The organism is Hydrotalea sandarakina, from assembly GCF_003254115.1.
In the GTDB taxonomy this organism is placed as follows: Bacteria; Bacteroidota; Bacteroidia; order Chitinophagales; family Chitinophagaceae; genus Hydrotalea; species Hydrotalea sandarakina.
Window position 1 is genome coordinate 382,679 of the sequence record NZ_QKZV01000001.1, and the last position, 13,873, is coordinate 396,551.

Here is a 13,873-nt window from a genome sequence, read left to right on the forward strand (position 1 = left end):
TTAGTTTTTGTGCATGGCGTAAAGAATGCCACCTAACAAGTGTCCTAAAAATAATGGATCACTATATGATGCGTCTGTATGACCTAATGCTGTGTAAAAAACTCTACCACCTTCAAATGAATGATACCAACTCATGGGATGATAATCACCGTTTTCACCACCATGGTATGATTTTTCATCAATAGTTAGTAATACATGAACACTGTCCCAATGTGTATTTTTAAAATTGTACCATTCATCCCAACGCGTCCAAGTTTCAGGTAAATTTTTGGTAGCAATAAAATGTTTATCAACTACATGCAGATTGGCATTCTGTTGTTCCGGATGGCTTTTAAAATAAGCACCAATCATTCGGTTATACCATGGCCAATCATATTCTGTATCCGTAGCAGCATGTATGCCCACAAATCCCCCTCCGTTGTGTATATATTTCTCAAATGCTGCTTTTTGTGCATCATTTAAAATTGTTCCGGTGGTACTTAAAAAAATAACTGCTTTGTACTGCTTTAAATTTGCATCGGTAAAAATATTGCTGTTAGTAGAAGTATCCACCATAAAATGGTTTTCTTTCCCAAGCTTTTCAATTGCTTTTATACCGGCAGCAATTGATTCGTGGTGGTAACCGGCAGTTTTGCTGAATACTAAAACCTTATCTTCTTTTTTGTTAAATGAAACTAATAATACCACTAACAAAATTGAAGCAGCTGTTGATAATATTTTCATAAGGCGATTTGTTAGTTATAATTTGAAATAAAAAGCAATAATCGTTTTATGCTTGTTGTAATGAAATAAGTTATTTTATTTGGATGGCGATACAGAATCAAAAACCACCACTTTCTCCCATAAATGGCCGCAGGTTTCAATAAAACGTAAATGAATAGGGTGGGTTTGGTATATTTCTTCGTCGGTTAAATTTTCAAAAATAGCCAGCCATGAAAAATGGTAACTTCTTTCAATAACATTTCTATTGGTTGATGCCGGCACACCAATATGAAAACTTTTTATTTGAGGAACCTTGCTTAAAGCTTGTAAACCTTCATGCAATGCTGCATGTGCCTGTTGATTATTGGGCTCTTTTAGCCAAAAATAAACGTGATGAATAAAGTAATTTTCCGGAATCATGCTTTAAAGTTTATAAAATAGATGTACAAAAAATAAAGCATTAAGTTAATAGTTTAAGTTAGAATTGTATATAATGTGTGACCACAATTTTTTGGTTTGGCCATTTTTTTAGCATATATCAATTATTGATATTCACCAAATACGTTCCGCAGCACATCAGCAATTTCACCTATGGTACAATAATTTTCCACAGCCTCAATAACCACAGGCATCAAATTGGTATTTTCTTTTGCAGCAGTAGCTATTTTTTGTAAGCAAAATGCTACTTGTTGATTGTCACGCTTATTTTTGAATTGTTGTAATTTTTGAATTTGTACATTTCTAATATTATCATTGATTTTGAATGGCGGAATAGGATGGTGGTTTTGAGAAATAAAACGATTTTCGCCAACAATAATTTTAGTTCCATCTTCAATTTGTTGTTCATAACGGTAGGCACTTTGTGCAATTTCTTGTTGAATGAACCCCGATTCAATAGCTGCAACACTTCCACCCATAGTATCAATTTGTTGTATTAGTTTCCAGGCATTTTGTTCAACTTCATTGGTAAGACTTTCTATAAAATAGCTACCCGCCAAAGGGTCGGCAGTAGCGGCAATTCCACTTTCATAAGCAATAATTTGTTGTGTTCTCAGTGCAATACTTGCTGCTTCTTCCGAAGGTAAACTCAATGCTTCATCATAACCATTGGTATGCAAACTTTGCGTGCCACCAAGAACCGCAGCAATAGCTTGTATGGTTACCCTGCTTATGTTATTCAATGGTTGTTGTGCCGTTAATGTACTTCCGCCTGTTTGAGTATGAAAACGCAGCATCATTGCCTTTTCATCGGTAGCACCCATTTGCTGCATTATTCTAGCCCACATTCGTCTTGCCGCCCTGAATTTGGCTATTTCCTCAAATAAATTATTGTGTGCATTGAAAAAAAACGATAAACGTTTTCCAAAAACATTAATGTCAAGCCCTCTTTGTAATGCGGCTTGCACATATGCTTTTGCGTTACTAAGTGTAAATGCTATTTCCTGAACAGCCGTACAACCGGCTTCACGCATGTGGTATCCCGAAATTGAAATTGTATTCCATTTAGGTACTTCATTTGCGCACCATTCAAAAATATCGGTAATAATGCGCATAGAAGGTTTAGGTGGGTAGATGTAGGTGCCACGTGCAGCATATTCTTTTAAAATATCGTTTTGAATTGTGCCGGATATTTGTTTTAAATCTGCCCCTTGTTTTTTGGCTATGGCAACATAAAATGCTAAAACAATGAATGCCGTTGCGTTAATGGTCATTGAAGTGGAAATTGATTGAAGATTAATACCTTCAAATAGTTCTTCCATGTCTTCTATGCTATTAATAGATACGCCCACTTTGCCCACTTCACCTTCAGCTAAAGGATGGTCGCAATTATAACCAATTTGTGTTGGCAAATCAAAGGCAACACTTAAGCCATTTACGCCTTGTTCTAATAAATAATGGTAACGTTGATTGCTTTCCTTCGCAGTTGAAAACCCGGCATATTGCCGCATTGTCCATAATTTACCTCTATACATATCCGACTGAATGCCGCGTGTAAAAGGAAATTTCCCCGGCAGTTCATTGGCTAAGTTTTGTTGAATGGATTCAATATCTTCTATAGTGTAAACAGGCTTAATTTCAATACCTGCATCTGTTTTTATTGTATTCATACAATAAAGTTTAATTCAACACATTTTTGGCTTCGTTGCTAATTACTTCACAAGCCACCTCATGCAAATTGCCTTTTTTGTCTGTTAAACTATATTCTAATAATAATTTATTTAAATCAGAACCATTAGCAGAAGCAGGAAGGTTTTGTGCTAGCTGATTGATGGTATAAATACTTTGATCTTTCAAGTTTTTAATGGCTTTCCAAGCATCGGTGCTCACATAAATTTGTTGTGTAATGTTGTGTTCAAACTCCTGCTTAATGGTTTGTATTAACAGTATTTGCATTTCTTTAGCTGAAATATCGGATGTGTTCAAACGACTGATTAAATTCGGTAATGCAATTCTATTGGCTAATAAAACCAACCTTTCATAAGCTTGTAATTGCATTAACCGGCTATTGGCATCATTATTCATGTTATTCATGGGTTTTTCCTCGCTTTGTTTTTTAGATGGCCAAAAGTTAATTACCAAAAACAAAATAATAATTGCGCCAACAATGCTAATAACCAGTGTATTGTTCATATATCAATATTTTTTTTCAAAAATACTTGAAAGTAAAGGTATTGCTTACCATTGTAAACAAGTTAAAATAAAAAGCCCCCGTTTTAAACGAGGGCTTTGATTAAAGAAAGTTTATTTATTCTGCATAGCTTTAATGGCTGCCGTAAGCTTTGGAACTACTTCAAAAGCATCGCCAACAATGCCATAATCGGCTGCTTTGAAAAAAGGCGCTTCCGGATCTTTATTAATTACCACAATTGTTTTACTTCTGTTTACCCCTGCTAAATGTTGTATGGCGCCGGAAATACCAATAGCTATATATAAATTGGGTGCAATTTGTACACCGGTTTGACCTACATGCTCGTGGTGTGGACGCCAATGCGCATCTGCTACCGGACGGCTACATGCAGTTGCAGCATGCAATGTGTGAGCTAAATCTTCTACAATACCCCAATTTTCCGGGCCTTTTAATCCACGGCCACCACTTACAACAATATCTGCCTCGGTTAATGGAACTTCTCCACTTACTTTGTTTGTTGCTACCACTTTTACTGAAGGTGCCGGCACATCAACCGTTAATTGTTCTATGGTAGCTGAACCTTCAGCAGTTTGCATGCCAAAGCTATTCGGATTAATCGTAATTACTTTAATAGCCGATGTAATTTTTACATAAGCAAACGCTTTACCGCTAAACACAGTTTTCTTTACCACAAAATCATTGTCGGTGGTAGGTAAAGCGCAAGCACCGGTAACTAATCCTGCTTTAAGTTGAATGGCAACACTTGGCGCTACTGCTTTTCCTGTTTGATTATGGCTAAATACCAATACCGATGCATTCAGTTGTTGAACGGCACCGGAAATAACTTTTGCATATACCAATGCATCTACATGATTTAAATTGTCATTTTGTATTTGGTAAACTTTACTAACACCGTAATTACCCAACTGAGCTAAGTTATCACTCACGGTTCCTAATACCAAAGCATTTGCGGTTGTGTTTAACTGCTTAGCCAAGGCACTACCGTAAGCAGCAGCTTCAAATGAAGCTTTTTTTATATGGCCTTCAGATTGATCGATGAATATTAAAACAGACATAAAATATTTTTTTTATTTTTCGAAATTGAATTTTTCTTTCCGACAATGGTTAAATTACTTTCGCTTCTTCATGTAATAATCTCACTAATTCTTCTACATTGTCGGCAGGCACCAATTTAACACCGGCTTTGGCTGGTGGCAACTCAAAAGCAACAATATGTGTAAGTGCTTCTGTCGCCACTGCATTCAAAACTTTTAATGGTTTAGTACGTGCAGCCATAATGCCACGCATATTTGGAATACGTTGCTCGGCCATTCCTTTTTGGCAACTGATTACTGCAGGTAAATTAACAACATCAACTTCCTCTCCACCTTCAATTTCACGGGTAACTTTAGCTTCAGAACCATTTAATTCGAATTGTGTGGCTAATGATATATAAGGTATGTTCAATTCTGCCGCAATCATTCCGCCAATAGCTGAACCGTTATAATCAATGGTTTCTTTTCCTGTAAATATTAAATCATAATTTCCTTCTTTTGCTACTGTAGCTATTTGTGTAGCAATGGTATAAGCATCATCGGTTTCCAAGTCAATGCGCATGGCTTCATCACCGCCTAAAGCTAAAGCTTTGCGAATAATGGCATCACAATCAGCTCCACCTACGGTAATTAAATGTAAAACAGCGGATGGATCTTTTTCTTTTAATTCAATCGCTCTAACTAAAGCATACCATTCATCGTAAGGATTAATAATCCATTGTACACCTGCATCTTCAAACTGCGTATTGTTATTCTTAAAAGCAATTTTTGCAGTAGTATCAGGCGTTTTGCTAATACAAACCAGAATTTTCATATGTGCGTTTTTAAATGAAACAATTTTAATCCAAATCTGTTAAAGAACCGGAACATAAAATTAGTTGTTTATGCAACTATTGGCAAATATAGTAAGCTTTTCTTTCAAAGTTTATGCAGTTGCAAAAAACTTCTATTAATTTTCAAATTTGTTTACACCAATTTTGCATTTATAGAAAGTAAATTGATAGGTATGAATAGGATAGAACAATTGCTTCAGTTTCTAAAAGAAAACCCAAAAGATAATTTCGTTCGCCATTCTTTGGCATTGGAATACATAAAATTAGGCGATGATTTAAAAGCCCGTATTTTATTCGAAGAAATATTAAACGACTCACCCGAATATATTGGCAGCTATTACCATTTAGCCAAATTGTTAGAACGACAAAATCAAATTGATTTAGCTACCGAATGGTATGAAAAAGGGATGGCAGCAGCTAAAAAAGCAAACGATATGCGCAGTTATAATGAATTACAAGCTGCTTATGAAGACTTAATTTATTAAGTTATTTTAAACGAAGATTACATAGCATTTTTCTACCTTTATGTTTTAAACGATTGCTATGTTAAACACTATTCAAGAAAATGTTTTTCGTGCAGAAAAATATGTTACGCCAACCGGCAATAAATTGAATTGTAAAGGTTGGGTGCAAGAGGCTGCTTTACGGATGTTGTTGAATAATTTAAATCCCGAAGTTGCTGAAAAGCCTGAAGAATTAATTGTATATGGTGGAAGAGGAAAAGCAGCGCGCAATATTGAGTCATTAGATTTAATCATTAAAGCACTTAAAGATTTAAACAATAATGAAACATTGTTGGTGCAAAGCGGCAAACCGGTTGCTATATTAACAACCCATGAAGATGCGCCACGTGTATTAATTTCCAATTCACAATTGGTGCCTAAATGGGCTACATGGGAACATTTTGATGCCTTGGAGAAAAAAGGGTTAATGATGTATGGCCAAATGACTGCAGGCAGTTGGATTTACATTGGTTCCCAAGGAATTGTGCAAGGTACTTTTGAAACCTTTGCTGCTGTAGCCAAAAAACATTTTAATGGAACTTTAGCCGGAACATTAACGGTAACAGCCGGTTTAGGTGGAATGGGTGGTGCTCAACCATTAGCAGTTACCATGAACGAAGGGGTATGCCTTGTTGCAGAAGTGGAAGAATGGCGAATTGATAAACGCCTTCATACCAGGTATTTAGATGAAAAATGTACAGTAATTGATGAAGCAATTGATAGAGCACTGACCGCTAAACAACAAAAAAAATCATTAAGCATTGGGGTATTGTGTAATGCTGTTCATTTATTGCAGCGTTTGTTGGAAAGAAATATTCAAGTGGATGTTTTAACGGATCAAACTTCTGCACACGATCCTTTAATTGGCTACATTCCACATACATTAACCAACGAACAAGCCAATGTGCTCAGGCAGGAAAATCCCGAAAACTATAAAGCATTAAGTTATGAAAGTATGAAGCAACATGTAGCTTATATGTTGGCTTTACAAGAAAAGGGTGCCATTACATTTGATTACGGGAATAATTTAAGAGCCAGAGCTAAAGAAGCCGGTTTGCAAAATGCTTTTAATTTTCCGGGTTTCGTACCGGCTTATATCAGGCCCTTATTTTGTGAAGGGAAGGGGCCTTTTCGTTGGGCTGCTTTAAGTGGCGATCCAGCTGATATTGCTGCTACCGATAAATGTATTTTGGAATTATTTCCTGAAAATAAAAGTTTGCACAAATGGATTAGCATGGCTCAACAGCGCATTGCTTTTCAAGGACTTCCTGCCAGAATTTGTTGGTTAGGGCAGGGGGAAAGAGAAAAAGCAGGTCTTGCTTTTAATGAATTAGTAAGAAAAGGAATTGTACAAGCACCAATTGTTATTGGCCGCGATCATTTAGATACCGGTTCTGTTGCATCCCCTAATCGTGAAACCGAAGCTATGTTAGATGGGAGTGATGCTGTAGCCGATTGGCCTATTTTAAATGCATTGGTAAACACTGCAGGTGGAGCCAGTTGGGTAAGTTTACACCATGGTGGTGGAGTTGGAATGGGATATAGCATTCACGCAGGTATGGTAATTGTTGCGGATGGCACTGAAGCAGCTGCAAAACGATTGGCCAGAGTGCTGCGAAATGACCCTGGTATGGGTGTAATTAGGCATGCCGATGCCGGGTATGATATTGCTTTAGATACTTTACGTAAAAACGGATTAAGCCTTTCCGATAGATTGAAATAATGCAATTGGCGTTTAATCCAAGTTTTACTTGAATCATTATAAAAAATAAGAGGCTGCCTTTTTTGAGACAGCCTCTTTAATAAAATATGTGCATCATCACTAAGCTACTGCTATATTTTTTGCTACTGGTGTTTTAACTGCTTTTAATGGCAATGAAATTTTTAAAACCCCATCAGTATAAGCGGCTTCAATATTATCGGTTTGAATATTTTCCGGTAATGAAAAAACTTTTTTGAATGATTGAGCGGCAAATTGTTTTTGTAGAATTTTATTGTTTGTTTCCTTTTGCGCTGTTGGTTGGTTATATTCCACGGTTAATAAGCCATTTTCAGATTGAATGGTAAAGTTGGTTTTATTTCTTCCGGGAACCATTAATTCAATTTCGAAAGCCTTTTCTGTTTCATAAATATTGACAGGAATAGCAATGTTGTTATTTTTTTCATAGGCATGTTGAAATAATGCATTATGAAAAGGTCTGTGTTGTGAACGGTAATACATAATTTTTAAATTTTTTTATTTTCATTCAAAATGTATTCCTGCAAAGAAAATGAAACTTAATTACGACAAAGTGGCTGTATTTAATCTCTAAATGCGACTTTATGGCATTTTCGGTTTTAGAAAAACCGCAAATTGGCTGAAGTAGTTAACTACTAAAGTTTGTAAATTTGCATCCTAAACAATAAAAAAATATGTATCCTGAAGAAATAGTAAAACCCATGAAGGCGGAATTAACCGAAAATGGTTTTGAGGAAATGCTGACCGCTCAAGAGGTTGATGAAACATTAAAAAAAGAAGGAACTACATTGGTAGTTATTAATTCGGTTTGTGGTTGTGCAGCCGGAAGCTGCCGTCCGGGTGTATTAATGGCCGTTCACAATGCCACTAAAAAACCAACTCGTTTGGTAACAAGTTTTGCTGGTTTTGATATAGAAGCAGTAAATAGAGTAAGGGAACATTTATTACCTTATCCACCATCATCCCCATCCATTGCCTTGTTTAAAGACGGGAAGTTGGTAAGTATGGTTGAGCGCCATCAAATTGAAGGTCGCCCGGCACAAATTATTGCCCAATATCTTATCCATGAGTTTGAACAATTTTGCAACTAATCGTTGTACTTTGTTATAGATGTGTTAGTAATGTACGAAGTCTCGTTTCTACGAGACTTTTTTCTTTTGGTTGAAATAGATTAATTTACACGTTTGCCATTTTCTAATTATCATTGCACATTCAAAATTTCACATTAACAAACGGTTATGTATCCTAATCTATATTATGTTTTTAAAGATTTATTTGGGGTAGAGTGGAACGGATTGAAATTAATTAACTCATTTGGTTTTTTTGTAGCCATTTCTTTTGTTGTTTCTGCATGGGTATTAACGCTGGAATTAAAGCGTAAGCAAGCAGCAGGTATTTTAACTTATACCGAAAAAACCATTGTAGTGGGTGGCCCCGCCAGTGTGAATGAATTGATTTTAAATTTTATATTAGGATTTGTATTAGGATTTAAAATTATAGGTGCATTTTTAATACCAGCTGCATTGTCCGATCCCCAAGCCTTTATTTTATCCGCTCAGGGAAATTGGCCTTTAGGTATTATTTTAGGAATTGTATTTGCTTTTTTAAAATGGCGTGAAAAAGAAAAAGAAAAGTTAGCAAAACCCGAAAAGCGAATCATACGCGTATGGCCACAAGATAGAGTGGGCGATATTGTTATTTATGCTGCCATTTTTGGATTTGCCGGCGCCAAAATATTTAATAGTTTAGAAACCTGGGATGATTTTGTACAAGATCCCATTGGTTCATTGATTTCTTTTAGTGGATTAACATTTTACGGTGGTTTAATCTGCGCAACAATTGCCTTATATTATTACACAAAAAAACATAAAATTCCTTTTATTGCTCTTTGTGATGCTGCTGCACCTGCACTAATGTTGGCTTATGCCTTAGGCCGAATTGGATGCCAGGTAGCTGGTGATGGTGATTGGGGAATTTTAAATAGTGCCTATATTAGTAATGCCGAAGGAAAATTGGTGCCGGCTACTATGGAGCAATTTAATAGAGCATTACAAGCAAACCAACTTTATTACAGTCAACAATTTTCCACTTTTAAAATTCAACATCTTTCTGTTCAAGCATTCTGGGGTTTACCCAAATGGTTATTTGCTTACAATTATCCTCATAATGTGGTGAATGAGGGTATCCATTTTGCTAATTGCACCGGTAATTATTGCTCCTTCTTACCCATAAGTGTATTTCCTACACCTCTGTATGAAATTATTATGTGTCTAATTTTATTCTTTGTATTGTGGGCTTTGAGAAAAAAAATTACCACACCGGGTAAGTTATTTGCTATTTATTTGATATTAAATGGCTTGGAAAGGTTTTTAATTGAAAAAATTCGCGTGAATACCCGTTACCATTTTTGGGGGTTGCAACCTACACAGGCAGAATTAATTTCCAGTGCACTGGTTATAGGTGGTATTATACTCTTCATTTATTCCAAAAAAATCAAACTAAAACAATATCCGGCTTTATAAATAAAGTCAAGATTTGTACAACTACTTTACTAAGCCAATCTCAAAAGGATTGGCTTTTTTTCGCCTATTTGCTGGTGTTTTGCTTTATTTCCACCAAGTAACATGAATCGATCACTGTAACTTTTAGGTACTTTAACCGTTCCAATTCTATACTTCTCATAACATTCTTCTTCCATTATCGCCATTCATCCTGCAAAATTTGCCATTCGATATAAAACAATGTACTATGTTTTACATACTACTTAGTTTTGTGATGTAATATTTAAAAACCAGAACTTAAAAAATAAAACATGAAAAAGAATATTGTATCACTCATGCTTATGACAGTTTTAATTGTCATTGCCTTTAGTAGCAAAGCTCAAACAGGTAAAACATACACCATTTCGGGTGAAATAACTGGCCAGAAAAAAGGACTGGAATCGGCTAATGTTATACTGTTAAATGAAAAGGATTCTGCCGTTGTTAAAATGGTTATTACCAATAAAACCGGGCAGTACATTATGGAAAACGTATCTGCCGGATCTTATATAATCAAAACAATAGCAATTGGTTACGAAACTTATTTTTCAAATTCATTTAGATTATCTGCGTCACAAAAACTAGACTTTCATTTAAAACCATTAACGCAAGATTTAGCAGCAGTAACCGTTACCTCGAAAAAGCCATTAATTGAACAAAAATTAGATAAAACAATCATTAATGTAGATGCTTCGCCATCTAATACAGGATTAACTGCAATGGATGTTTTAGAAAAATCACCCGGCGTTTTAGTAGATAAAGATGGTAACATTAGCTTAAAAGGAAAACCCGGTGTATTGGTATTAATTGATGGGAAACCTTCTTATTTAAGTTCAACTGACCTTGCTAATATGCTGAAAAGCATGTCAAGCAGTACTATTGATCAAATTGAATTAATGACCAACCCACCTGCTAAATATGATGCTGCCGGTAATTCAGGTATCATTAATATTAAAACCAAAAAAACGAAAACGGTAGGTTATAATGGCAGTGTTACAGTTGGTTATGGGCAAGGTGTTTACCCTAAAAGCAATAACAGCATCAATTTAAATTATCGCAAAGACAAGGTTAATTTGTTTGGGAATTTCAGTTATAACTACTACGGTGGCTTTCAGGATTTGGGCATAACCCGCAATTTTAGAACCAGTAATGGTGAGGATATTTTATCCATATTCAAGCAAAGAGCATTTATGAAACGGCAACAAAATAATGTTTCCTATAAAGTTGGGGCCGATTATTATGCTTCTAAAAAAACAACTTTAGGGGTAGTAGTTAATGGTTTTTCTAATCCATCAACAGAAAATAATTATAACGTTACTGATATATTGAATCCAAATAACCTTTTACAAAGCACAACCTTGGCTTCTTCTAATATTAAAAATAACTTGAATAATATAGCTTTCAATTTGAATGGAAGACATGTTTTTGACAGCACAGGGAAGGAATTGTCTATGGACTTAGATTACGTTCATTACAATACTTTAAATGATCAAATGTTTGTTAACTCTTTCTATGATAATGCTGGGAACAAAATGATGCCTGACCAGTGGTTAAAAGGAAATTTACCGTCAGACATCAATATATATTCAGCCAAATCCGATTACACACAAAAACTAAAGCATAATATTAAAATGGAAGCAGGTTTTAAAGTTAGTTATGTAAAAACCGATAATGTTTCTAGTTATTTTAATCAGTTGGGCAATCAATGGGTAATGGATAGCACGCAAAGTAACCATTTCATTTATGAAGAAAATATTAATGCTGCCTATGTATCCTTCAGTAAGCAGCTTTCAAAAAAATGGAGTTTGCAACTTGGTAGCCGCGTTGAAAACACACATTCAAAAGGTACGCAATTGTTTAATGGCGTTTCATTCGATAGAAATTACACACAGTTATTCCCAACTTTCTATTTAGGATATAAGCCAAATGATAATAATCAGTTCTCATTAAATTATGGAAAACGCATACAACGTCCTGATTATGAAGATTTAAACCCTTTCTATTATTTTTTAGATAAGTACACTTATATGGTTGGAAACCCATATTTATTACCACAAATCAGCCAAAATATTGAAGTGAACCACATATACAAAGGATTTTTAACGACAAGTTTAAGCTATGGTGTGATAGACAACTTTATTACACAAGTATTCAATCAAGTTGATAGTATTCATACCACTTATGTTAAGAATGATAACATAGCTCGGGTTCAAAATTATACTTTAAGTATAAATGCCTCATTTTCACCTGCAAAATTTTGGAAGATAAACTGGTATAACCAATTTAATATCAATAAGTTTAATGGTTACGTAAATGAAGGCCCCATCAGCGTATCCGGCTTTAATTATTCAACCAACTTTTCTAGCACATTTGAGGTAAAGAAAGGTTTAAATGTGGAATTAAATGGGTTTTATCGTACCGTAACGCAGGAAGGTACCATAACTGCGAATGAAATGAGTCAATTAAATCTTGCTATTAGTAAGCAGATTTTTAAAGATAAAGGTACAATTCGGTTAAATTGCCGCGACTTTTTAAAATTACAACATTTTAGTGGATATAGCCGATTTCAAAACATTGATGTTCAATTATATAACACTTGGGATACCAGAGTTTTTAATTTAAGTTTTACATATCGCTTTGCTAAGGGAAAAGCCGGCGCTGCACCAAGAAAATCTGCCGGGGCTATTGATGAAGCCAATCGTGTAAAATCGAACAATTAGAAAGTTTGGAAAACCAACATCCAATAATTCAATCAAGGGATTAATTAATTACAATGCAATGCCATTCATTTATTAATGAGTGGCATTTTTGTTTGAATGATCATTAGAAATTGATTGATTATTTTAAGGTGGTTGTAAGTTGAAAATGAGCTTATTAATGATCCAAATCGTTAGACTTAAAGTATTTCTTTTTTCTTATAATTTATATTATGTTAAATAAAGAAAATCGAAATAAATTGCAACATACACTCTATGACTGTGTTAATATTCCCATCCAATCAATTCAAAAAATCAAAGGTTATACCCGTCTAATACACTCATTGGTTTTGTGGCTGGAAGATTTTAATATTTGATGATATGCACCATCCCAAAGTGCCAAGCGTTTTTTTAGGGCTTCAACCGTTGCCTCTTCAGCTTCTTTCCAAATTTGTTGGTCGTTACCACAAAGATGTGCGGTCATTTGTAATGCCAGCTGACTGTGATGGTCGCCATCCACTTCAATATGTCGATCTAAATAATATTTAAAAATGGAAATGCTTTCAGGAAAGTTTTTATGGATATCGTTTACCATGGATAAAAACATTCCGGGAATCAAATCTTCTCGCCCAAATGTGAAAACGGCAGATTGTAAAAATGCTTTTTCAGTTCCAATAATTTTGAAAGTATAATCGACAAACTCATAAGCTTCTTTGGGGGTATTGGATGCAGTAAGTGCTGCTTTGAGGTTGCCATCCTTCTGCAAAAGGTTAATAAAACCTTCAATTTGTGAAGTATCTGCCCCGCATTGTTTCATAGCATCAATATATAATTCGAAATGGCTTTTTCGGTTACCGAAACTATCAATGTCTGATTCTTCACCCACCACTATTTCATTAATTAGGTATCGCGTATCGGCCAAACCTTTTGGGAACCATGGAACCGATGTGCAAGTTAATTTGTTTTGTAGTGCTTTTAATAAAGACATAAAATCCCAAACAGCATATACATGGTATTGCATAAATACTTTGAGGTCATCTATATTTTTAATGGCTGCATAAACTTTATGATGCATAATTTCCTGCCTCAATGGTTCAATGGTGTGTTTAATTTTTTCTATTTGTTCCGTCATCTTTAATTTGTTAATTGGCTTCGAAATTAAATCGATTAAAGAAGA

At 35.0% G+C, this 13,873-nt stretch carries 13 protein-coding genes; 5 read left to right on the plus strand and 8 right to left on the minus strand.

What is annotated here, in order from left to right:
• The 6 genes from LX80_RS01700 to LX80_RS01725 form a co-directional block, all read right to left on the minus strand.
• The gene (locus tag LX80_RS01700; protein WP_111293295.1) at positions 1-723 is read right to left on the minus strand and encodes a ThuA domain-containing protein; all 723 of its coding nucleotides are present in this window, start codon (positions 721-723) and stop codon (positions 1-3) included.
• A gap of 75 nt (positions 724-798) precedes the next feature.
• Positions 799-1,122, minus strand: coding sequence for a Dabb family protein (locus LX80_RS01705; protein ID WP_111293296.1), 324 nt, complete (start codon positions 1,120-1,122; stop codon positions 799-801).
• Between the two features lie 122 nt (positions 1,123-1,244).
• Positions 1,245-2,810 (minus strand): acyl-CoA mutase large subunit family protein, encoded by a 1,566-nt coding sequence (locus tag LX80_RS01710; protein WP_111293297.1) that lies wholly within the window; start codon positions 2,808-2,810, stop codon positions 1,245-1,247.
• A gap of 10 nt (positions 2,811-2,820) precedes the next feature.
• Positions 2,821-3,333, minus strand: a complete 513-nt coding sequence (locus tag LX80_RS01715; protein ID WP_111293298.1) for a DUF7935 family protein — start codon at positions 3,331-3,333, stop codon at positions 2,821-2,823.
• A 111-nt stretch (positions 3,334-3,444) separates the two neighbouring features.
• On the minus strand, positions 3,445-4,407 hold the full coding sequence (locus tag LX80_RS01720; RefSeq protein ID WP_111293299.1) for an electron transfer flavoprotein subunit alpha/FixB family protein: 963 nt from the start codon (positions 4,405-4,407) through the stop codon (positions 3,445-3,447).
• Between the two features lie 49 nt (positions 4,408-4,456).
• Positions 4,457-5,200: an electron transfer flavoprotein subunit beta/FixA family protein gene (locus tag LX80_RS01725; RefSeq protein WP_111293300.1), complete on the minus strand. Its 744-nt coding sequence runs from the start codon at positions 5,198-5,200 to the stop codon at positions 4,457-4,459.
• 192 nt (positions 5,201-5,392) lie between these two features.
• Here LX80_RS01725 and LX80_RS01730 point away from each other — a divergent pair, with 192 nt between their 5' ends.
• Both LX80_RS01730 and hutU read left to right on the plus strand, forming a co-directional pair.
• Positions 5,393-5,704, plus strand: coding sequence for a hypothetical protein (locus tag LX80_RS01730; protein WP_111293301.1), 312 nt, complete (start codon positions 5,393-5,395; stop codon positions 5,702-5,704).
• Positions 5,705-5,762: 58 nt separating this feature from the next.
• Positions 5,763-7,445, plus strand: a complete 1,683-nt coding sequence (gene hutU, locus LX80_RS01735; RefSeq protein WP_111293302.1) for a urocanate hydratase — start codon at positions 5,763-5,765, stop codon at positions 7,443-7,445.
• 99 nt (positions 7,446-7,544) lie between these two features.
• On the opposite strand, the gene LX80_RS01740 is transcribed toward hutU, so the two are convergent.
• Positions 7,545-7,943, minus strand: a complete 399-nt coding sequence (locus tag LX80_RS01740; protein ID WP_111293303.1) for an Hsp20/alpha crystallin family protein — start codon at positions 7,941-7,943, stop codon at positions 7,545-7,547.
• 191 nt (positions 7,944-8,134) lie between these two features.
• Here LX80_RS01740 and LX80_RS01745 point away from each other — a divergent pair, with 191 nt between their 5' ends.
• From LX80_RS01745 to LX80_RS01755, 3 genes are all read left to right on the plus strand, one after another.
• Positions 8,135-8,551, plus strand: coding sequence for a BrxA/BrxB family bacilliredoxin (locus LX80_RS01745; RefSeq protein WP_111293304.1), 417 nt, complete (start codon positions 8,135-8,137; stop codon positions 8,549-8,551).
• A gap of 147 nt (positions 8,552-8,698) precedes the next feature.
• Positions 8,699-9,982 carry a prolipoprotein diacylglyceryl transferase gene (locus tag LX80_RS01750; RefSeq protein ID WP_111293305.1) on the plus strand — a complete coding sequence of 428 codons (1,284 nt, stop codon included), beginning with the start codon at positions 8,699-8,701 and terminating at the stop codon, positions 9,980-9,982.
• 290 nt (positions 9,983-10,272) lie between these two features.
• Positions 10,273-12,720 carry an outer membrane beta-barrel family protein gene (locus LX80_RS01755; RefSeq protein ID WP_111293306.1) on the plus strand — a complete coding sequence of 816 codons (2,448 nt, stop codon included), beginning with the start codon at positions 10,273-10,275 and terminating at the stop codon, positions 12,718-12,720.
• 298 nt (positions 12,721-13,018) lie between these two features.
• On the opposite strand, the gene LX80_RS01760 is transcribed toward LX80_RS01755, so the two are convergent.
• Complete coding sequence (locus LX80_RS01760; protein ID WP_111293307.1) at positions 13,019-13,828, minus strand: DUF3050 domain-containing protein; 810 nt, start codon at positions 13,826-13,828, stop codon at positions 13,019-13,021.
• Positions 13,829-13,873 lie beyond the last annotated feature (45 nt).

Excerpts from the sequence above, each read along its gene's own strand:
- LX80_RS01755 (WP_111293306.1), top strand. The coding sequence starts at position 10,273 with ATGAAAAAGAATATTGTATCACTCATGCTTATGACAGTTTTAATTGTC.
- LX80_RS01720 (WP_111293299.1), bottom strand. The coding sequence starts at position 4,407 with ATGTCTGTTTTAATATTCATCGATCAATCTGAAGGCCATATAAAAAAA.
- LX80_RS01760 (WP_111293307.1), bottom strand. The coding sequence starts at position 13,828 with ATGACGGAACAAATAGAAAAAATTAAACACACCATTGAACCATTGAGG.
- LX80_RS01710 (WP_111293297.1), bottom strand. The coding sequence starts at position 2,810 with ATGAATACAATAAAAACAGATGCAGGTATTGAAATTAAGCCTGTTTAC.
- LX80_RS01745 (WP_111293304.1), top strand. The coding sequence starts at position 8,135 with ATGTATCCTGAAGAAATAGTAAAACCCATGAAGGCGGAATTAACCGAA.
- LX80_RS01715 (WP_111293298.1), bottom strand. The coding sequence starts at position 3,333 with ATGAACAATACACTGGTTATTAGCATTGTTGGCGCAATTATTATTTTG.
- hutU (WP_111293302.1), top strand. The coding sequence starts at position 5,763 with ATGTTAAACACTATTCAAGAAAATGTTTTTCGTGCAGAAAAATATGTT.
- LX80_RS01700 (WP_111293295.1), bottom strand. The coding sequence starts at position 723 with ATGAAAATATTATCAACAGCTGCTTCAATTTTGTTAGTGGTATTATTA.
- LX80_RS01705 (WP_111293296.1), bottom strand. The coding sequence starts at position 1,122 with ATGATTCCGGAAAATTACTTTATTCATCACGTTTATTTTTGGCTAAAA.
- LX80_RS01725 (WP_111293300.1), bottom strand. The coding sequence starts at position 5,200 with ATGAAAATTCTGGTTTGTATTAGCAAAACGCCTGATACTACTGCAAAA.
- LX80_RS01730 (WP_111293301.1), top strand. The coding sequence starts at position 5,393 with ATGAATAGGATAGAACAATTGCTTCAGTTTCTAAAAGAAAACCCAAAA.
- LX80_RS01740 (WP_111293303.1), bottom strand. The coding sequence starts at position 7,943 with ATGTATTACCGTTCACAACACAGACCTTTTCATAATGCATTATTTCAA.
- LX80_RS01750 (WP_111293305.1), top strand. The coding sequence starts at position 8,699 with ATGTATCCTAATCTATATTATGTTTTTAAAGATTTATTTGGGGTAGAG.